The sequence below is a fragment of the Psychrobacter sp. N25K4-3-2 genome (assembly GCF_015351755.1).
In the GTDB taxonomy this organism is placed as follows: domain Bacteria; phylum Pseudomonadota; class Gammaproteobacteria; order Pseudomonadales; family Moraxellaceae; genus Psychrobacter; species Psychrobacter glaciei.
Genome location: NZ_JADKLX010000002.1, coordinates 32,293 through 52,338, shown reverse-complemented (window position 1 = coordinate 52,338; position 20,046 = coordinate 32,293). Strand labels below are relative to the sequence as shown.

Genomic DNA, 20,046 nt, shown 5'->3' with positions numbered 1-20,046 from the left:
AATACAACCGTAAAAAATACGCCCTACCATCAAGAAGATGCTAGGGCGTATCATCAATCAGCACATGAATACATTTAGCCATTTCAAACTTCACACTCTAAATGATGACACGCCCTAGGACTTATTTTTTGAATCAGCTTAAAAGGAAGAAAACGGCAATCATCTAAAATGCCCGTTCAAAAAACCACCACAGTGCCACTAAAATACTAATCAGCGAACCGATATAAAATATAATCCATTTATAAAATTGTGTGTGACGTAATAGTAGCGCTATTGGAAACACCAAAGCGATAAATACCAACTGTCCCATCTCAATGCCTACGTTGAAACTCAACAACGCTAATACACGTGCACTGGTAGCAAGTGGCAAGTCTACCAATACATTGGCAAAACCAAAACCGTGAATCAGTCCAAAAACAAAGGCCAAATAGACCGCTCGTACCCGTAGTAATGGCACGACATTATTGAGCGCGGCAAAGGCGATGGACAATGCAATCAAAGATTCGATAAAGCGTGGCGGTATGCTAACGATTTGCAGTGCCGCCAAGCTGAGTGTAATGGAGTGAGCGAGTGTGAACGAAGTCGCAATCCAAAACACTTCAAGCAGCGCCGCTTTTGGCTTAGTAACAGCAATCAATTGTTTCTGTTTGCGCACGTACACCGCAGGAATGAGCAGTACAAATAAGAATAGCAGATGATCCCAACCAATTAGCAAGTGGTGTATACCGCTTTTGAGAAAATTAGTCGCGGTAGACATCCAGCCAGTACTCGCCTGCGCTCCTAATGGGCTTTGGCCTACTGCCAGCACTTGTAGGGCGGTGTCATCATTAGCCTGAGTCAGGATGAGTCGGTGGTTGGCATCGATACCTGCCAATATTTGATAATCAAGATTATCAATCGGCTGAGCACAGCTTAAGGCAAAATTGCTATATAAGTAATTAAATCCGCCACGTGTATTAATGGCCAATGGCGCAAATTTTGTAATTTGACACGCTTGTGCGCTACTTTCTAGTTTTATTTTGGATTGAATCAATTGCTCTATCAGCGATGTCTGTGACTTTACTTCTGCCCAACTGACTTGACTGTCTTTGTTTGGATCTATATCAATCAGCAACGCTAAGTCGCGCAGTGAAAGCTCATATTCAGCATCATATTTACTCTCTGCCGTACTCTCAGAGTCGCTCAGATTGAGGTTTAAGTAGGCGGTACTAGACTCATGCGCTTGTGCCACTGAACACGTCAGCGCCAGTAACAGCAGCGTCAGGTAACGATAAGTATGACTTCCAATAAGTCTGCGAAGCGCATTCATAAAAGCTTCTCCTTATTCATACCTTGCGTGTTTACGGTTTGCGTGCTTTTGGCTTGAGTGTTGGACGTTTGCGTAGTGGCAACTTGGCAATTTAGACAATCACTGATTTTACCTGAGCGTAGCGCTTGCTCTAGTGCAGGATATTCGAATTTCGTGTCTGTCATAAATTGGCGTATTAGCTTGATGTCTGCTTGGCTACCAGCTTTGATAGCTGCGCTCGCATAGAGCACGATATCAGCCGTTTCACGCTGCTGTTGCCAATTATCTTGAGCCAATTTTAGTGCTGAGTCTACTTGATTGGCCAGCAAAGCATAAGTCGCTTGTTCGCGCATATGAGCATTTTCTTTGCGTATCTGCCATACCTCAATGCGTTCTTTCATCAAGGCCAAGTTTTTCTGTGCTTGAGGGTCGCCTAATTCCATTTGAGCAGTGATAAGGCGTAGTAGCAAGGCGTCTTTATCCGTATGCTCTCGGAGCATATCGCGCACCTTTTCATACTCACCGATACTCAATAGCCAGTCAGCGCGAGCCATCAGCGCCGGTACGGTTTGATCGTCCATCACGCTAAAAATCTGATTGGTAAGCGAAGTATCTTGGCTACGTAATGCGGCATCTGCTTGCATCAAGTATATCCAGCGAGCAGTTGATGCATCTAACCCAGGTGCGATCGCCGCCAGTCCACTGAGTGTTTGTTTTGCCTGTTCAAGCTGCCCAGTCATGCTCTGTATCTGAGCCTGACAAGCCAGCTCATAAACACGCAATTCAGGATCATCAAGTTTGTTGCAGTAGCTCAAAGCGTCTTTAAACTGACCTTGGACGACCAGTAAAGAAGAAAGAGTCAATAGAGCATCTGGATGAGTCGCTTCTTGTTCTAATATCTGTGTTAGTAACTCTTTTGCTTGAGCAAATTTATGATCTGACTGCAATGCTCGTGCTCGTAGCATTAGCGTATCTATACTCTGGTCTGTGCTCTGATCTAACTGCGCGCGTGCCTGACCCAATGCCCGAGGATCGCCTTGTAGATACGCACGTTCTAGTAATTGACTGGTTTGTGCTGGGGTATTTGTGTGTGTGTCAGTTCGAAAGTCAGCAGCGTTTAGATAGCGCGGCGCTGGGGAATCTGTAGGCAGGGTCGCTAGAATTTGTTGATCGTCTTTTGGTATAAAGGGGGCAGCGTGAAGCAGTTGGCTGCTGAGAGGTAATAACAGTAATAATCCGATAGGGAATTTAATCCAATGCATAAAATATCTCGGCTCAAAACATAAAGAAACACCCAATCAGTAAACTGATTAGGTGCTTGGATAACTTCAGGTCAAACTACAGCGAGGCATTGGCGCCTGATACTGCGACAGGTTCTGCCAAATTGGCTTCAGGCAGCATCACCCGATCAATATCTTGAGGCTCATCAGTGTCGACATTATTACTAGCATCAATCACAGCAGAGGTATTATTAACGGCTAACTTCGCTTTCGCTTGATCTGCCGCAACAGCATTATCAACCTGATTTGACGAGTCAAAGTCATTGTTGTCATTATCATTGAAACAACCAGAAAGTGCAGCTGATCCAGTGATCAATACGGCTAATATTATATAGCGCATAGTATTTCTCCTTGGGTTAGATTCAGCTTATCGGCTACCTGGGTTAGGCGTTTTTAGATAAGGAAAGACAGAGTCAAACTCGGTTGCAGGTTTGACTGCACCATCTGTGAACAATGCTTTGCCAGCTTTAGCATCCGCAGGCACACAAGTGACGTCTGCAGGCAATCCAGCATGACATAAAGCACCCATAGATACTCTCAACGCAATGTCAGTGACATCATCACCAGGACGTCTACCGTTTGGAAAACCTGCCACATCTTTAGCAGTTGCACTTGGGCGACCATCGTTCTGACCTGGAATAATACTAATCACACCTAAGTCATTTTGATTGGCAGCTGCAACAGCAGGCGTGCTAGTGTTAAGTCGCAACATATCTGCTGGTACGAGCTTTGGATTAGCAGGTTTGTTGATAGTAGGAACACCCGTTAAAAAGGCGGTGACTAAATCTTGACGAGGGAAATTCGTTGGTGCAGGGGCTTGTGGATACAAGGTTTGAATAAGTGCTGGTAGCGTAGGATAAAAGACATAAGGCGCGAATTTTGCCACATCATCTTTTGGCTCTGACGCATTGAATTTATCTTTATCCTTTAGACCAATAACCACTTCATTGACCAATGGCATACCTAGTCGTGACACTTGCGTCCATGCGCCGCCTTTTTTGGCTGTTGTACTGATGCCTGAAGCAGGATTGCCATTTACCAAGGTCGCTTGACGCACGCTAGCCGTTGTCCAAGCACCGATGACAGGATCGTTACCAGTTGCGTTAACTAAGCAAGCTTTAGGGACTTCCATGGCAATAGAGGTAATGTTTTTATCTGCTAAGATGTTAGTACCACCATTACGTGCACCTAATGGGTTTAGGTTGATTAAATCAAACACTCTACCCAAGTCAATTGCAAAGCTCTCAGCACGTTGACCAACGAATACTCGACCTTGACCACAGCTACCCAAGTTTAACGGCTTAATAAAGCTGCGTGCATAGGTAGGGTAGTCAGCAAACGATTTGGTACCGATATAGTCAAATGGTTTTTTGAAATTGCCCAAATCAGTGCGTGAGCCACTACGGCGATCGCCTTTGACCATCGTGACGTCATAGCTCTCACTGGTTTGTACGTTAGCAGCAACTGAGGCATCACCAGCGTTAGATAAAGGAATGGCGACATTTGGTGTCGATGGATTGCCATCTGAGTCGATTTCGATACTGTTTAAGTTTTGGGTAAAGTCAAACTGGAAGGTAATATCTTCGACAGCATCGCCGTTGTTATCAATATGGATTTCATACAAGGCATCGTCGTCTAATGCGAAGTAATTAGGTCCACCGTAAGCGTCTTGTAGCGGTAAATAGTTGGCAATAATCGTGACGTAATCGGCTCGATTATTTTCATAACTATTAAACATATAAAAGTCAGTGGCATCGACTTTAGGGGTTTTGGTAATTGAAGGGGCTTCACGGTGACTAGAGGCGACAGCGCTTGCGCTAACGCATAGAGTCATGGCGGCTATTAGAGCCTTTGTGGTGTGTTTCATACGGATCCTTGTAGAAAAACTTAAGTGATAGAGGCTGTAAAAATTTTATAGCATATGAACTTTGATGAATTCAATTAAATTCTAAAGTTTGATTAATTAAATTAAATAGTGTCCTTACCAAGTTCATTTAAACTATACACTGAATTAGCTGATATTATTAGAACTTTTATCGGTTTTATCATACCAGTCGTCGGTTTTTTACAAAAAACTGCTTTGAAAACAATATCAAAGCAGTTGTACTAAAGTCAGTAACTATCGCCTATAATCAGTTCAAAATCAAGAGGATGTATTAAAATAAGAAGGTTTAATCAGTGAAAAATAATATCGATACATCACGCACTGCTGATATCAATTTTTCTTGCTTGCTGTGCCTGCGCAGACAGAGGTTTCGAAAATCAATCCTAGCAATGCTATGTTCTTTTTAAGCTGTGTTCTTTTTACATTGAATCGACTATAGAACCCATTTTGCAACGTGCTTATCCTTTCAATAACGGGTTCGTGATTTATTGAGGGTTAGGGGCATCAAGTTGCATCATAGGGTCGGCATCTGCAAAGGCTTTTAGGGTGCGGCAATGGGCATCAATAGCGACGATGTTGGGATAAGTGCTCAAATCTACTTTAAAACGGCGAGCGGAAGAAACTTGAGGAATCAAATAACAATCTGCAAAAGTAGGGTTGTCACCATAGCAGAATTGTCCGCGATTGTTATCTGCCGCCAAACGTGTCTCTAAAGCGGCAAATCCTTCACTGATCCAGCGATTGCACCATGCAATGACATTTTCCTCGTCTACTGATAACTCATTACGTAAATATTGTAAGATACGGCGATTGTTAAGCGGATGAATGTCGCAACCAATCATGGCACTCAACGCGCGCACATGCATACGTCCAGCAGCATCTTTAGGCAATAATGGCTGCTCAGGGTAGACGTCTTCTAACCATTCCAAGATAGCTGGACTTTGGTATAATAGTAAATCATTAACTTGTAGGACTGGCACCAATCCTTGCGGGTTAATCGCTTTAAAGGCAGTCTCTAACTGCTCATCTTGTGCCAAATTGATTGCGATATCGTCGTAATCTAAACCTTTTAGGTTCATAGCGATACGAGTACGGTAAGAAGTGCTACTGCGAAAGTAGCCATAAAGTGTCATCATTATTAATTCCTTTTATTATGATATGTTGTGAATGTTCAACACGCCCTAAAACAAGCGTGATGATGTTAAATCTTCATTCCAGCTTTAAATTGACATTTAACTAAGTAAATTATTCATTGAGCAAATCATGCCAGCAGCCAAAACCCTTTTAGATAGTTCTGTCACCAGTAAAAACCAAAGTGGCGTCCAGTCGCTTGAGATTGGGCTATCGATTCTAGATGTGCTGATCGACCGCAATGAGCCTATGATGCTAAAGGATATCGCTGAAGCCATGCAAATGCACCCAGCAAAATCCCATCGCTACTTGGTCAGCCTCATTCGTAAAGACTATGCTAGTAAGCTCGATGATGGTCGCTATGGTCTTGGCGATAGAGTGAATACATTGGCATCATTAGGACATACTGGACTCAACCAAAACAATCTGTTGGCACGCCTCACACAAGTGGCTAATGAAATCAAAGATACTTTAAATTGCGGGGTACAAATCGCCAAATGGTTTAGTGAAGGCCCTATTATCATTCAGTCGGTTGAGCCAGACAGTCCAATCAGTATCATTACTCGCATCGGTTCTCGTATGCCACTGACGACATCGGCGACAGGGCAGTTATTTGCCAGTTATCAGCCAGATGCCGTCATTCAGCCATTGGTCACAGCTGAATGGCAGACAGACAATGAAGCAATAATTACAGAAAAATGGCAGAATTTCAGTCACTTGCAAGCCAAAATTCGTACTCAAGGCTATGCGACAGTGACGGGCGATATGCTTATGGGGATTAACGCCATTACGATTCCTGTGATATTGCCACAGCTTGCCAGTAGTGCTGCTAATTCATCTGCGATTAATGACAAAATTGCTGGTGAAGGCTTACCGTTAGAGTATGCCATCACTATTATTGGAACAACAGAGCAGTTACCGATGAGCGAGCAACATAACGTGGTCGAACAAATACTCGCAATAGCACAGCGTTATCAAATAGCGTAGCCAGTATGTGATTCTATAAGCTAACTGGCTATCGCATCAAAAGATTTATTTTCGAACATCATCTAATGATATTCATCCTCTAAACCATACAGGCACTACTGGCCGCTTTTGCTTTTTCGTATACGTTGTCAGCGTCTAGACCAGTGGCATTCACTTCATCAAGGTAATGTTGAGAGCCTTCCATTAATGGGCCTCTCCAATCTGGGTCATTGAGTGGATCAGGGATATCAATCATGATATCGCCTTTTGCTTTGGCAGCGGCCATCGCTTTGGCATTGCTGACGTCAAATACTTTAGAGATATGTGCTGCCAGCTCTGCTCCTGAATTGTCATCAATCACTTTTTTGAGTTCATCAGGCAAGCTGTTGTATTTATCTTTATTCATACTGATCACAAAGGTAGAGTTATAAAAAGGGATGTTGGTGTGCGTATTGATCAGCTCGTCAAGGCGAAACGCTTGAATGGGTTGCCAAGTAAAGCTAAGCCCGTCAATGACACCGCGCTGAAGCGAGGTATAAGTATCACTGGCAGGCATGCCGACAGGTGCAGCACCAGTAGCTTCGATAATATGGCTCGCAACCGCAGAAGGTTGGCGAATACGTAGGCCTTTCATGTCTGCTGGCGTGCGAATCGGTTTATCAATGGTATGAAGCGCGCCTTGTCCAGTCCCTATCAGCGCTAACAAGTGAGTGTCTTCGTATTCGTCTTTAATCACACCCTCGTCATATAGTTTATGAAGTATACAGCTCTGCTGCTGTGCAGTATTTGTGATGCCTGGCAACTCTACAATTTGAGTCAAAGGGAATCGTCCTGCTGTATATCCTTGCGCTTGCATACCAATATCCACACTGCCTTTCGCCGTAGCGTCATAGGTAGCACCTGGTTTGCTGAGCGTCGCAGAAGGGTATATCTCAACCTTTAAGCGGCCTTTTGAATCTGCTTCAATTTTCTTCGCCCACGGCTCTAATGCTTCGGTGTTTATGTTGTCAGTGGCAGTCATAAAGTGCGAGAATCGTAACGTCGTCACGTCACCAGCATCTGTAGAGGCGCCTGCTGCTTGGTCGTTATTGGAGCAACCAGTTATCGCAAGCGAGGCAGCCAAGAGTATTCCTAAAGGGGTTTTTACTTTCATCATCGAATCCTTTCATGATGGTGAGATATGGTTTGCTACTCACCGACAGGGGCGACTTCACGCGCTTCGGCCAACTCTTCACTGTGCAAAAACTGCGTATGTGCTGGGGCGCGTTTGGTACGAGACCACTCATCTAGCATGTCTTGCTTGATGGCGTCTGTAATCATAGAAACCTTGTCTTCTGAGGTTGGATCGTCATAAGTCAGCTCAAGGCGATGACCATTAGGATCAAAGAAGTAAATAGAATGGAATATACCGTGATTGGTTACGCCAATGACATCAATGCCGCCTTGTTCCAAATGCTCTTTGGCAATCAATAGCTCATTACGGTCTTTGACCTTTAGCGCCAAGTGTTGCACCCAATTTGGGGTGTTTGGATCAAAGCCCATTTCAGGTTGATTGGGTACTTCAAAGAAGGCCAAAACATTGCCACTGCCAGCATTTAAGAAGACATGCATGTATGGATCAAAGGCTTTGGTTGAAGGCACGTGATCTTCTGCGAATGCCAAAATAAAATCCATGTTCAAATGCTTTTGATACCATTCGACGGTTTCTTTGGCATCTTTGCAGCGATAAGCCACATGATGGATTTTCTCAATTTGAAAGCTCATATCAAACTCCTTTTGATAGGGCGTAAATTTCATATTAATAGACAAACTGTCAGTACTTATAGACGGTACATCATTGTTGTCTGACAGTTTAAATCTACTTTTACGCCTTTTTTATATACGGTTATTATTTATCAAAATTAAAGCTAAGCGCGGGTAGTACTTTGCCGCGTACTTCACCAAAGCCAACACGGATGCCATCTTTTTCGCTATAGCCTTTCATGATCACTGTGTCGCCATCTTCGATAAAGCTGCGTGTTGCGCCGCCTTTTAGCGTGACTGGTTTAGTCGCGTTCCAAGCAATCTCTAGCATCGAGCCATAAGAGTCTGGCGTTGGGCCTGAAATGGTGCCTGAGCCCATCATGTCACCGACTTCTACTTTGCAGCCAGTGATAGTGTGGTGTGTCAATTGCTGTGCCATTGACCAATACATATATTTAAAATTGGTCTCGCAAAGAACAGTAGCCGTCTCCGCATTTTCAGGTAGTAACTCAACCGAAAGATTGATGTCAAAGCTGTTATCGCTCGCTTTTTCATTTAAATAAGCAAGTGGCTTAGGTTCTTGTGTTGGGCAAGCCGTTTTAAACGGGGCCAATGCATCCATGGTGACAATCCAAGGGGACACTTCAGAAGCAAACGTCTTAGCATTGAATGGGCCTAAAGGTACGTATTCCCATTTTTGGATATCTCGGGCTGACCAGTCGTTAAGCAGTACCATACCGAAGATATGATCAGAGGCTTCATCTATAGCGATTGGTTGACCGATATGATTGCCTTTACCAACGACAAATGCAGTCTCTAGCTCAAAATCTAAACGCTTACAGGCAGAAAAAATAGGACGGTCATCAGGGTTGGGCTTTAGCTGGCCTGATGGACGTACGATATCCGTCCCGCTAACGATGACGGTGCTGGCGCGTCCGTTATAGCCAACAGGCATTTCAGTCCAGTTAGGTAGTAGGGCGTTGTTTGGGTCGCGGAACATGGTGCCGACATTGGTCGCATGCTCTTTAGAAGAATAAAAATCGGTAAAACCGGGCACTCGAACAGGTAAATGCATGGTGACATCTGCTTGTTTAAACAGCGCCTTTTTTTGTAAGTCTGCATTGTCACGTAAGGTGTCATTGTCGCTAGACAGTAACGTTTGAATGGTGGTACGTGCCTGCGTCCAATTGTCTCGACCAGAATCAATAAAAGCATTCAGAGTAGATTGGTCAAAGTATGGTCCACCATCTAAGCTCAATAACCCTTCTGTCTCCAGTACGGACAAATCAAGCACGTGCTCACCGATGGCAACACCAGCGCGGCGCTTGTTATTACCAGCAGCGTCTTTGGTATCGCTAAAAATACCGTAGGGGAGATTGTGGATTGAAAAGTCAGAATCGGGGGTGATATCGATAAATGAGGTGAGGCTTGCGTCAATCATTGACATGATTTGCTCCTTGCTAATATAAATTTATGATTACGTTATAATTAACTACTTACGTATAATGTAATTTATTGATATGTGGATTGCAAGTTTTTTGTGCAATGGCTTGGCGCTATACCAGCTATAAAATTGATATCAGCAGTGCGTGATGTATCGATATTACTTTTCACTGACTGTATTATTATTTTTACTAATTACACCAAAATGGAATACAAAAAAAGGCTGAGCAAGTGCTCAGCCTTTTTATCAAACCACATTTTTAGTCGTGTTATTTAATCAGTCTTTTAGAACTTTTACCATGGCATTGGCCACGTAATCAATGTTGTTGACGTTTAAGCCTGCCACACACATACGTGAGTTAGATACCATGTAGATACCAAACTCGGTTTGTAATTGCTCGATTTGCTCAACTGTCAATCCGGTAAAGCTAAACATACCGTTTTGACGAGTAATATAATCAAAACTACGCTCAGGAAATTTTGATTCTAATACCGACTTGAGCTTTAAGCGCATGGCTTTTATACGGTCGCGCATGCCATAAACCTCACTAACCCACTGCTGGTATAGTGCGTCATCATTCATGACGATATCGACCACACGTCCGCCATGCGATGGGGGACTGGTATAAATACGGCGAACGATGAAATTTAACTGACCAAAGACGCGTTCGGTTTCCTCTACGGTAGGGCAAACGACGGACAGACCGCCGACACGCTCTCCATACAGAGACAAGTTTTTCGAGTAGGAATTGCTCACGAATAATATGAGATCCATATCAACCGCTTTACGGATAGCATAAGCATCACTGTCCATATCCTCGCCAAACCCTTGGTAGGCAATGTCCATAAAGGGAATCAGCTCACGCTGTTTTATCACCTCTAAGACTTTATCCCATTGCGCTTTGGTCAAATCCATACCGGTTGGATTATGGCAGCAAGGGTGCAACAGTACGATATCTTGTTTATTTAAAGTTTCAAAAAAACTGATCATCTCATCGAATTTGATGCTACTGCTGGCTTTATCGTAGTAGGGATAAGTGCCAACTTCTACATCGCAGCCTTCAAAAATGGCGATATGGTTGCTCCATGTCGGGTCGCTGACATAGCACTTTGACTGCGGGAACCACTGATGGATAAACTCAGCGCCAACTTTTAATGCACCTGAGCCACCGAGGGTCGCTATCGTAGCCACACGACCATCAGTTAACACTTGAGCATTTTTACCAAACAGTAAGTTTTGGCAAGCGCTACGATGACCAGGCAAACCTGCCATTGGCAAATAGGGACGGGCAGAGATAGGGTCAGCAATGCGCTCTTCGGCTGTTTTTACACAGTCCAGTACGGGCAGTACCCCTTCTTCATCGTAGTAGATACCGATGCCCAAATTGACTTTATTGGGATTGGGATCAGCAGAAAACTTGTCCATAAGTCCTAGGATAGGGTCACCAGCATAATATTCTACACTTCTAAACATTCTGTATCCTTACAAAAAATATGAGTCGCGAAGCCAAAAAGCATAAATCAAATGGATAATTAACTCAACGTAAGATTTAGTCACATTGACTGACGACAAGCCAAATAATCTATAAAACGCTTAAAAAACACCAACATGCCCTATTTATTTTTTAACTATATTTATGGTTTGCGTCAAGGATTGAATAAACTTGGCTTACGTACTATGAAAATTAAGTGCTATGAAAATTAAGTGCTATGAAAATTAAGTGCTATAAAAATCAAATACCGTACAAACTAAGTATTATGCAAATTAAGTATTGTGCAAGCCATCAAAGTGATCGTTAAAATACGTTTGTAAGAATTTCTTGAAAGCAATAGTGGCAGGCGATAACGCGCGTGAGGAGCGTTGATAAATAAAGAACTGTCGCATCTTAACAGGCTGGGACAAAGGTCGCATTTGCAAGCCGTTGGCACTGACCCAGTCGATAACTTCAGGCATGTAGGGCAAGCAAAGCGTAATGCCAAAGCCTTGACGGGTCATCTCAAGGGCGGTAGACATAAAATTCACTTTATATCGTGCCTGCTGGATATGGCTGGCGATCTGATCGTCCAGTTCCGCTGTCACTTGTTCAATGAAAGGACCTTGCAGTGTGATGAGCGGAATGTCTAGTAAATCCTGCCACGTTATCTCACGTTTTTGTGCCAGCGCATGGCTGTCAGGCATCACCACACAAAATGGCAGCTGATATAACAAATCAGCGTTGACATCGTCATCACTCTCCATAAAGCCAAGCTCAGTACCGACACCCAAATCGACTTCGATGTCTTGAATATGTCTAAGTAAGTTTTCTGCTGAACAGTCCAATAACGACACGTCAATCTCGGGGTGTTGTTTGGAAAACTGGGCAATAACTGCTGGCATGGACGAGGCTGCGAACTGCGAAACGGCTAGCCGTACTTGACCTTGCGCCAAGCTGGTCAAACTACTCGCCTCATTTTCGAATAGCTGCATTTCATTCAAAATACGCCGTGCTTGTGGCAACAAATGCCGTCCAACTACCGACAAAGACAGCTGACGGGTAGTACGGTCAAATAACACAATACCGAGGCCAGATTCTAATTCTTTAATCAATCCACTAACGGCAGATTGGGTCAAATGCATTTGATCGCTGGCACGAGTAAAGCTACCGTTGTCAGCGACTTGGATGAAAGCAGTGAGTTGGCGAATGCTGATATTCATAAGTAAACCTGATAAATAAATCATAAAAAACAATTAGTCTTATAAATAAACCTAATCTAATATAAATGCATCGTCAATAAGAATTATTGATTGAGAGTATTTTCTCATATTGCTTTCTCGTATTGTTTTTATAGTTTTTAGACCACCAATTGAAATTAAGGATGATTACAATGGCAGATTTATTTGAAAACCCAATGGGCTTAAATGGGTTTGATTTTGTTGAATTCGCCTCACCTAAACCGGATGCTGTCGAGGCATTGTTTAAACAGCTTGGCTTTGCACACGTGGCCAATCATCGCTCAAAAGACGTTGCGCTATACCGTCAAGGTGACATCAACCTTATCCTGAATCGTGAGCCAAAAAGCCAAGCCAGTTACTTTGTAGAAGAGCATGGCGCGGGCGCTTGTAGTATGGGTTTTCGGGTGCAAGATTCCAAACAAGCTTACGAGCGTGCCATCGAGATGGGCGCGCAGCCAGTAGACGTGCCAACGGGTGTAATGGAGCTGCGCCTTCCTGCTATCAAAGGTATTGGCGGTTCATTGATATATCTGATTGACCGTTATAAAGATGGTGAATCTATCTATGACGTCGACTTTGAATTTTTTGCTGATGTAGACAGAAACCCTATCGGACATGGCTTTAAAGTCATCGATCATTTAACCCATAACGTTTACCGTGGTCGTATGGCCTATTGGGCAAACTTTTATGAGCGTGTCTTTAACTTCCGCGAAATTCGATTTTTTGACATCAAAGGTGAATACACTGGTCTGACCAGTAAAGCCATGACCGCACCTGACGGTAAAATTCGTATCCCGCTAAATGAAGAAGCGAAGCAGGGCGGTGGTCAGATCGAAGAGTATTTGATGCACTTTAACGGTGAAGGTATTCAGCATATTGCTTTGGCTAGCGATGACTTGTTTGCCAGTATCGATAAGCTAAAAGCGGCTGGTATTCCACTAATGACCGCACCAAATGATACTTATTACCAAATGCTGGGTGAGCGTCTACCGGGTCATGGCGAGACTGTGTCTGAGCTACAGATGCGCGGTATTTTGCTCGATGGCACGACTGAGGGTTCTGTCCCACGTCTGCTATTACAGATTTTCTCTGAAACTATCTTGGGCAGCCCAGTGTTCTTTGAATTCATCCAACGTAAAGGCGATTACGAAGATGGTTTTGGCGAAGGTAACTTCAAAGCCTTGTTTGAATCTATCGAGCGTGACCAAGTGCGCCGCGGCGCGGTTGGTCAGCCACAGACTGAAACGCCATAATTTACGCTACATTTAGAAAAGCTCATAAAAAAACGGGCAGGATGAAAGTAATTTTTCTTGCCCATAATGAGCTCTGCACTTTGTAATGTCGTGAAGCCAATGTGATGGTTCAATCATAATTGAAAGCGACTAACAACATTTAAAGCGCTAACTGCAATAAAAGGAACGCAGGCATGGAACGCCTATCACATATAGATTCTCTTAATACCACCATCGGTGCCAATAGTGTCGCTTCTAAAACACCAAGCAATGATGCTGCTAGCCACGATGACACTGCGCATAGAAAGAGTGATTCTACTCCGAAAAAACAACCTTACGTGTCGCATCAGCCAGACAGTCATGGTCATATTCACTATAGTGACGATGAAAATGGCATGTGGCAATCGTTACTTGAGCGGCAAGCCGAGCAAATACCCAATCGTGCCTGCCCAGCCTATCTAGACGGTTTGAAAAAACTGGATTTGCCCGCCACCCGTATTCCACAACTACATGATATCGACGAGGTACTGCAAGCAACCACTGGTTGGCAAACTGCTGCTGTCCCCGCGTTAATAAGCTTTGGTAAGTTTTTCAAATTGCTTGCCAATAAATCCTTTCCCGTTGCAACTTTTATCCGTCGATTTGATGATATGGACTATATTGAAGAGCCTGATATTTTCCACGAAATCGTTGGACATTGTCCGCTACTGACACACCCTGCATTTGCGACTTTTAATGAGACTTATGGCAAGCTGGGTCTCAATGCCAGTAAAGAAGAAAGATGGTTTTTGGCACGGCTTTATTGGTTTACCATCGAGTTTGGTTTGGTGGGGAAAACCCAAGATAACCGTCGAATCTATGGCGGTGGCATCTTAAGCTCACCATCTGAGACCATTTATGCGCTCAATGCTAGTTCTGAGCAGCAAGCAGAACCTCGTTCTCAACATAAGCCCCAGCCTCAACCAGAGCATCGAGCGTTTGACTTGCTTGATGTGTTACGTACCCCTTATCGTATCGATCATATTCAGCCGATTTATTATGTCATTGATGATTTGGATACGTTATTCGATATCGTTAACAGCGACATCATGGGAATGGTCAAACAAGCCATGTCACTGGGATTGTTTGAGCCCCCTTATGCGGCAAAAAATGCTTAATACATGATTGGGAAGCACAGCATTATTTAAATCATGCAGCAATAAAAACAGCGTCAACACGGACGTATATTTACTAAAAAAACAACGATCAACATAAAAGGAAATTATAATGACGACATTATCACAAGCCAGCTGTGAAGCCTGCCGTATTGGTGCACCAACAGTTGAGGATACTGAGGCAAGCGAGCTATTACAGCAAATTCCAGATTGGTCATTGATTGACGTCGATGGCATCAAGCAATTACAACGCCAATATAAATTTAAAAACTTCGTCAAGGCGATGGAGTTTGCCAATCAATTGGCAGACATCGCTGAAGCAGAAGGGCATCATCCAGGCATCTTGGTAGAGTGGGGCAAAGCCACCGTGACGTGGTGGTCGCATAGTATTAAAGGGTTGCATCGCAATGACTTTGTCATGGCTGCAAAGACCGATAGCCTATTTGGTAAGTGATGAGGGTAGCAATAAGCATTGCAACTCATTAAACTTGCCACACTCAAAGCCAACCTCTATGCCAGATATAGCTGGCAAGCTAAGGACGTGTGATGCCGCCAAAAATATTAACCCAAATTTCGCCTCAACTTGCTTTTATGATTTCTGCCATTGTCATCGCCATCATGGGTGTCACCATGATTGGCTTTGGCTGGGTACCACATTTATCATTGATTCTCGCTATCTGTGTCTTGCTAGGCATCGGTCTGTTCAAAGGGCTAAGCTTTGATGATATGCAGTCGCAAATGGCATCAGGTGTCATGCGTGGTATCGGTGCCATTTATCTATTTTTCTTTATCGGTTTGATGGTCGCCGCCTTGATGATGTCTGGTGCCATTCCAACGCTGATGTATTTTGGCTTTCAGCTGATTTCTCCTGAGTATTACTATATCTCTGCCTTTGTGCTGACTTCTATTATCGGTATTGCTTTGGGCAGTAGTTTGACCACTGCCGCGACATTGGGCGTGGCTTTTATTGGGATGAGTAATGCGTTTGATGCCAACGTGGCGATTGCGGCGGGTGCTGTGGTTTCAGGCGCATTTTTTGGCGATAAAATGTCGCCATTATCGGATACCTGTACCATTGCTTCATCGGTGGTGGGTATTGATTTGTTTGAGCATATTCGCAATATGATGTACACCACGGTACCAGCATGGATACTGACGGTCATTATTTTTTGGTTTTTCTCGGGTCAGACTGCTGGCTCTGATTTGAGTCAAGTGACTATCCTGCAAGGGCAGTTGATTGAAAGTGGACTGGTACAAGGCTATGCGGTATTGCCTTTTGTCGTGCTGGTTGGATTGGCTATCTTTCGCGTCAATGCTATCTATACGATTATCTGTACCATTATTGCGGCACTGATTATTACCTATTTGCACAGCTCACCGAGCTTTGGACAATTAGGTGGTTATCTATTTGCAGGGTATGCGCCCGCTGAATCATTAGAGCTGGGTGAAGTAGGGGGCATGCTATCGCGCGGTGGTGTGCAGAGTATGTTCTTTACCCAAGCGATTGTGATATTGGCACTCAGTCTTGGTGGACTACTAACGGCATTGGGTATTTTGCCAGCATTGTTATTAGGGATCAAAGACACATTAACCACATCAGGACGCGCCATATTTGCCGCTGCCATGTCTGCTCTAAGCATCAACGTACTGATTGGTGAGCAGTATTTAAGTATTTTATTATCTGGTACTGCCTTTCGTCCGACGTTCGAGCGTTTGAATTTACATCCTAAGAATCTGTCTCGTACGATTGAAGATGCCGGTACGGTTATTAATCCGCTAGTGCCTTGGAGTGTGTGCGGTGTGTTTATCAGCCAAGCGTTAGGCGTGCCCGTGCTTGATTATTTGCCTTATGCGTTCTTCTGTTACTTGTCGCTACTGTTGACGATATTATTTGGCTTTACAGGGGTGACTATCAGTCGAATAGAGAAACACTAAATCGATAAGAATGTAATGACGTCAGATTCTATTTTTATGAGCTGACTGCTTATGACTATCTCGACATTACATCATAATATCATTGATGACACGCCTCAAATATAGCCTCGTAGTGCAAGCTTACGAGGCTTTTTGCTAAGTTTTGGGCTGGTATAGTCAGTGAAAAGTAATATCGATATATCTAACATCAGGATATTGACCAGCTATTTGACGCAGTTTGGCAAGATTTAGCCATTTTTAGCCGATTTAATCGCTTTCGTTCAGATTGAGGACAAGCCCTAGTGTGAGTCTGCAATTCTAGAGCTTGGTTATGTTATCGAGGTTCGATAGTTTTGCTATGGTTAATGTGGTAAATTGCTTGGGCAGCTAAAATAATAAAAGTGGATTATTTATATCAATAAACAGCCATAGGTTAAGCAACTAAAATCATAGTTTCACTATGTTACTCAATCATTGGTACTCACTCATTTAATAAGAAGGTTGAAGATGACACTAGATAATAACGTACTACGTAAACGCACCAGCTTGTTGGGTTCATTGCTTGGCGATGCCATCTCTCGCCAATCTGGTGAGCAGACGCTAGATACGATTGAGACGCTGCGCAAAGGCTTTATTCAGCAACGCCGTGAGCCTAACGAAGCCCATAAGCAGCAGCTCATTGACTTTATTGCTTCCTTGGACAATCAAACCTTAAAAAACGTCATACGCGGCTTTTCTATCTATTTTTTCTTAGCCAATTTAAGCGAAGAGAATTACTTGCGAGAGCAACGTCACGCGCAGCGCATGCAGTCTGAGCAAAGCTGGGAAGGCTCGTTTCGTCGTACGTTGCTTGAGTGTCGTGAGCGTAATATTGAGCCCGCTCAAATGCAAGAGCTGATTGATCAGCTAAAGTTTACGCCTGTATTCACCGCGCATCCTACTGAAGCTCGTCGCCGTACCACGATGAACATCTTACAAAGTCTATTCACGCATAGCGATGCCTTAAATAATTTGACCGAAAACAGTTTTGCTTACGAGCAGGCCAAAGAGCAAACGGCGCAAACGATTGACTTGTTATGGTCATCTGATGAAGTGCGAACGCGTAAGCCGTTGGTATATGATGAGATCAATAATGGCTTACATTATTTTAACGCCAGCTTGTTTAATGCCATCCCAAAAGTATATCGTAATATCAAAAAAGCCATTGTTGATATCTATCCGGAGCTGACAGACTATCCGTTACCTGCATTTATGAGCTTTGGCTCTTGGATCGGCGGCGATAGAGATGGCAATCCTTTCGTGACTTTTGAGACCACAGAACTTGCCGTATTAATGCATGCGGATACTGTGTTGCGTCACTACCAAGTACTACTAAAAAAACTGCGTCGCCAGCTCATCCATAGTGATACGACTGTCACCGTTTCACCTGACGTATATGCCAAAATCACCAGTTACGGTGAGCTTGATCAACGGGTGTTTGATTATAATCTCGATGACTATGGCAATGAGCCTTATCGTCGACTGCTCTCTGTCATCCTTACTAAAGTCAAAGCCACCAATCGCCGCATTCAGAGCAAAGGCACTGATGTTGAGGCCGAAAAGGATGCTTATCGCAATCCAGAAGAGTTACTAGAAGACTTGCGCATCATCCGTCATAGCGTGAATACACATGATACGGCACATGCAGACGGGTTATTGCTCGATATGATTCGTTTGGTCAAAACCTGCGGCTTTCATTTAGCGGCGCTCGATATCCGTCAAGAGTCCTCATACCATAGCGAGGTTATTGCTGATATTTTTGCCAGTGCCTCCAATTTACCAGAGTATCAAGCGCTAAGCGAAACCGAACGTCAAGAGTGGCTGACACGCTTACTAGAAAAACCCGGCACGCCGCTAATCTATACTGATAACCTGACAGACAAAACGCGTGAGCAATTGTCACTGATGAATTCAGTCGCAATGTTACGAAAACTTGTTGGCGCTGACACCTTTGGCAGTTATGTAATTTCGATGACTAATAACGCCAGTCAGCTACTAGAAGTATTGCTATTAATGCGGTTTGCAGGCTTGTGCAGGCTTAATGATGAAGGTCAATTGTCTGCTGACTTACCAGTGGCACCGTTGTTTGAAACCATTGAAGATCTTAAGAACATCGATAAAATCTTGCCTGCCGTGTTAGACAATCCACTGTATCGCGGGTTGCTGCAACACTCAGATAACACTCAAGAAATCATGTTGGGTTATTCAGACTCATCGAAAGATGGTGGTATTATTACTTCTGCATGGCAGCTTTATAGCGCACAGCAAACCATTAATAGCATTGCTGAGAAGTATGGCATCAAAACCCGCTTGTTCCATGGTCGTGGCGGTTCAGTGAGCCGTGGTGGTGGGTCAACGCACAAAGCCATTGCTGCGCAACCAGCAGGCACACTGCATGGTCAGATTAAAGTGACTGAGCAAGGTGAAGTTCTCTACGCTAAGTATGCCAATACCGATACCGCAGTATTTGAGCTGACCATGGCGATCACGGGCACACTCAAAGCCTGTTCCTCAAGGTTCGTGGTGCAACCCACTGAGCTGCCAAATTATGAAGACTTGTTTGCACGCTTAGCAGATGCGGGCGAGCAACGTTATCGTGAGCTGACCGATCATACTGAAGGGTTTTATAAATTCTACTCGCAGGTAACCCCAGTACAAGAAATCTCTTTATTAAATATTGGCTCACGCCCAGCCCATCGTAAAAAAGGCCTGCCAAGTAAGACGACTTTGCGAGCCATTCCTTGGGTGTTCGGTTGGTCATTAGCACGCTTCACTTTACCTGCTTGGTATGGTGTAGGTAGTGCGCTGCATAGTGTCAAAGCTGACGAAGCACTAATGAAAGAGATGAATAAACACTGGCCGTTTTTTAGCGTATTTATCAGTAATATCGAAATGGCTTTTACCAAAGCCAATATGAATATTGCACAGGCCTATAGCCAACTATGTGATGATGAACCGTTACGTGAACAGATTATGACAGCAGTCACCGATGAATACACGCTGACCAATTCAGGCTTAAACTCCTTGCTTGAGCAAGACTCTTTGTTATCCAATCAACAAAACCTTGCGGCATCCTTGCAATGGCGAGATGCTTATCTAGACCCTATTAACTATATACAGATTGAGCTGTTAAAGCGTGCTAGACAACAAGATACGATGGAATATGCTGATCATGATGATATCAACGTAGAAGACCCATTAATCCGTAGTATCAATGCACTGGCAGCGGGCTTACGCAATACCGGTTAGCACTGCAAA

General features: G+C 43.8%; 16 protein-coding genes. 6 read left to right on the top strand and 10 right to left on the bottom strand.

What is annotated here, in order from left to right; genetic code table 11:
* Positions 1–163: 163 nt before the first annotated feature.
* From IOD06_RS05315 to maiA, 5 genes are all read right to left on the bottom strand, one after another.
* Positions 164–1,309 (bottom strand): HupE/UreJ family protein, encoded by a 1,146-nt coding sequence (locus tag IOD06_RS05315; RefSeq protein ID WP_194619735.1) that lies wholly within the window; start codon positions 1,307–1,309, stop codon positions 164–166.
* Positions 1,306–2,550 (bottom strand): lipopolysaccharide assembly protein LapB, encoded by a 1,245-nt coding sequence (locus IOD06_RS05310; protein WP_194619733.1) that lies wholly within the window; start codon positions 2,548–2,550, stop codon positions 1,306–1,308. The genes IOD06_RS05315 and IOD06_RS05310 overlap by 4 nt, the downstream gene beginning before the upstream one ends.
* Before the next feature lie 76 nt (positions 2,551–2,626).
* Entirely contained in the window at positions 2,627–2,908 is a 282-nt protein-coding gene (locus IOD06_RS05305; protein WP_194619731.1) for a hypothetical protein, read from the bottom strand.
* 27 nt (positions 2,909–2,935) lie between these two features.
* Positions 2,936–4,435: a DUF4331 domain-containing protein gene (locus IOD06_RS05300; protein WP_194619729.1), complete on the bottom strand. Its 1,500-nt coding sequence runs from the start codon at positions 4,433–4,435 to the stop codon at positions 2,936–2,938.
* Positions 4,436–4,938: 503 nt separating this feature from the next.
* Positions 4,939–5,586, bottom strand: coding sequence for a maleylacetoacetate isomerase (gene maiA, locus IOD06_RS05295; RefSeq protein ID WP_265087665.1), 648 nt, complete (start codon positions 5,584–5,586; stop codon positions 4,939–4,941).
* A 130-nt stretch (positions 5,587–5,716) separates the two neighbouring features.
* On the opposite strand from maiA, the gene IOD06_RS05290 reads away from it, so the two are divergent.
* On the top strand, positions 5,717–6,571 hold the full coding sequence (locus IOD06_RS05290; RefSeq protein WP_194619725.1) for an IclR family transcriptional regulator: 855 nt from the start codon (positions 5,717–5,719) through the stop codon (positions 6,569–6,571).
* Positions 6,572–6,650: 79 nt separating this feature from the next.
* Here IOD06_RS05290 and IOD06_RS05285 read toward each other — a convergent pair whose 3' ends face one another.
* From IOD06_RS05285 to IOD06_RS05265, 5 genes are all read right to left on the bottom strand, one after another.
* Positions 6,651–7,703, bottom strand: coding sequence for a TRAP transporter substrate-binding protein (locus IOD06_RS05285; protein ID WP_194619723.1), 1,053 nt, complete (start codon positions 7,701–7,703; stop codon positions 6,651–6,653).
* A 35-nt stretch (positions 7,704–7,738) separates the two neighbouring features.
* Positions 7,739–8,314, bottom strand: coding sequence for a VOC family protein (locus tag IOD06_RS05280; RefSeq protein ID WP_010197491.1), 576 nt, complete (start codon positions 8,312–8,314; stop codon positions 7,739–7,741).
* Between the two features lie 124 nt (positions 8,315–8,438).
* Complete coding sequence (gene fahA / locus IOD06_RS05275) at positions 8,439–9,740, bottom strand: fumarylacetoacetase (RefSeq protein WP_194619721.1); 1,302 nt, start codon at positions 9,738–9,740, stop codon at positions 8,439–8,441.
* A 273-nt stretch (positions 9,741–10,013) separates the two neighbouring features.
* On the bottom strand, positions 10,014–11,210 hold the full coding sequence (locus IOD06_RS05270) for an amino acid aminotransferase (RefSeq protein ID WP_194619720.1): 1,197 nt from the start codon (positions 11,208–11,210) through the stop codon (positions 10,014–10,016).
* Between the two features lie 291 nt (positions 11,211–11,501).
* Positions 11,502–12,431, bottom strand: coding sequence for a LysR family transcriptional regulator (locus tag IOD06_RS05265; protein ID WP_194619719.1), 930 nt, complete (start codon positions 12,429–12,431; stop codon positions 11,502–11,504).
* Between the two features lie 170 nt (positions 12,432–12,601).
* Here IOD06_RS05265 and hppD point away from each other — a divergent pair, with 170 nt between their 5' ends.
* The 5 genes from hppD (at position 12,602) to ppc (ending at position 20,037) form a co-directional block, all read left to right on the top strand.
* Complete coding sequence (gene hppD, locus IOD06_RS05260) at positions 12,602–13,702, top strand: 4-hydroxyphenylpyruvate dioxygenase (RefSeq protein ID WP_194619718.1); 1,101 nt, start codon at positions 12,602–12,604, stop codon at positions 13,700–13,702.
* A gap of 173 nt (positions 13,703–13,875) precedes the next feature.
* Complete coding sequence (gene phhA, locus IOD06_RS05255) at positions 13,876–14,838, top strand: phenylalanine 4-monooxygenase (protein ID WP_194619717.1); 963 nt, start codon at positions 13,876–13,878, stop codon at positions 14,836–14,838.
* A gap of 109 nt (positions 14,839–14,947) precedes the next feature.
* Positions 14,948–15,289, top strand: coding sequence for a 4a-hydroxytetrahydrobiopterin dehydratase (locus IOD06_RS05250; RefSeq protein ID WP_194619716.1), 342 nt, complete (start codon positions 14,948–14,950; stop codon positions 15,287–15,289).
* A gap of 92 nt (positions 15,290–15,381) precedes the next feature.
* Positions 15,382–16,770 carry a Na+/H+ antiporter NhaC family protein gene (locus IOD06_RS05245; RefSeq protein WP_189585165.1) on the top strand — a complete coding sequence of 463 codons (1,389 nt, stop codon included), beginning with the start codon at positions 15,382–15,384 and terminating at the stop codon, positions 16,768–16,770.
* A 486-nt stretch (positions 16,771–17,256) separates the two neighbouring features.
* Entirely contained in the window at positions 17,257–20,037 is a 2,781-nt protein-coding gene (ppc, locus tag IOD06_RS05240) for a phosphoenolpyruvate carboxylase (protein WP_194619715.1), read from the top strand.
* Positions 20,038–20,046 lie beyond the last annotated feature (9 nt).

What these genes read in the sequence shown, in the direction of transcription:
- IOD06_RS05270 (WP_194619720.1), bottom strand. Translation starts at nt 11,210, where the DNA reads ATGTTTAGAAGTGTAGAATATTATGCTGGTGACCCTATCCTAGGACTT.
- IOD06_RS05250 (WP_194619716.1), top strand. Translation starts at nt 14,948, where the DNA reads ATGACGACATTATCACAAGCCAGCTGTGAAGCCTGCCGTATTGGTGCA.
- IOD06_RS05305 (WP_194619731.1), bottom strand. Translation starts at nt 2,908, where the DNA reads ATGCGCTATATAATATTAGCCGTATTGATCACTGGATCAGCTGCACTT.
- IOD06_RS05265 (WP_194619719.1), bottom strand. Translation starts at nt 12,431, where the DNA reads ATGAATATCAGCATTCGCCAACTCACTGCTTTCATCCAAGTCGCTGAC.
- IOD06_RS05315 (WP_194619735.1), bottom strand. Translation starts at nt 1,309, where the DNA reads ATGAATGCGCTTCGCAGACTTATTGGAAGTCATACTTATCGTTACCTG.
- IOD06_RS05290 (WP_194619725.1), top strand. Translation starts at nt 5,717, where the DNA reads ATGCCAGCAGCCAAAACCCTTTTAGATAGTTCTGTCACCAGTAAAAAC.
- ppc (WP_194619715.1), top strand. Translation starts at nt 17,257, where the DNA reads ATGACACTAGATAATAACGTACTACGTAAACGCACCAGCTTGTTGGGT.
- IOD06_RS05310 (WP_194619733.1), bottom strand. Translation starts at nt 2,550, where the DNA reads ATGCATTGGATTAAATTCCCTATCGGATTATTACTGTTATTACCTCTC.
- phhA (WP_194619717.1), top strand. Translation starts at nt 13,876, where the DNA reads ATGGAACGCCTATCACATATAGATTCTCTTAATACCACCATCGGTGCC.
- hppD (WP_194619718.1), top strand. Translation starts at nt 12,602, where the DNA reads ATGGCAGATTTATTTGAAAACCCAATGGGCTTAAATGGGTTTGATTTT.
- IOD06_RS05300 (WP_194619729.1), bottom strand. Translation starts at nt 4,435, where the DNA reads ATGAAACACACCACAAAGGCTCTAATAGCCGCCATGACTCTATGCGTT.
- IOD06_RS05280 (WP_010197491.1), bottom strand. Translation starts at nt 8,314, where the DNA reads ATGAGCTTTCAAATTGAGAAAATCCATCATGTGGCTTATCGCTGCAAA.
- IOD06_RS05245 (WP_189585165.1), top strand. Translation starts at nt 15,382, where the DNA reads ATGCCGCCAAAAATATTAACCCAAATTTCGCCTCAACTTGCTTTTATG.
- fahA (WP_194619721.1), bottom strand. Translation starts at nt 9,740, where the DNA reads ATGTCAATGATTGACGCAAGCCTCACCTCATTTATCGATATCACCCCC.
- IOD06_RS05285 (WP_194619723.1), bottom strand. Translation starts at nt 7,703, where the DNA reads ATGAAAGTAAAAACCCCTTTAGGAATACTCTTGGCTGCCTCGCTTGCG.
- maiA (WP_265087665.1), bottom strand. Translation starts at nt 5,586, where the DNA reads ATGACACTTTATGGCTACTTTCGCAGTAGCACTTCTTACCGTACTCGT.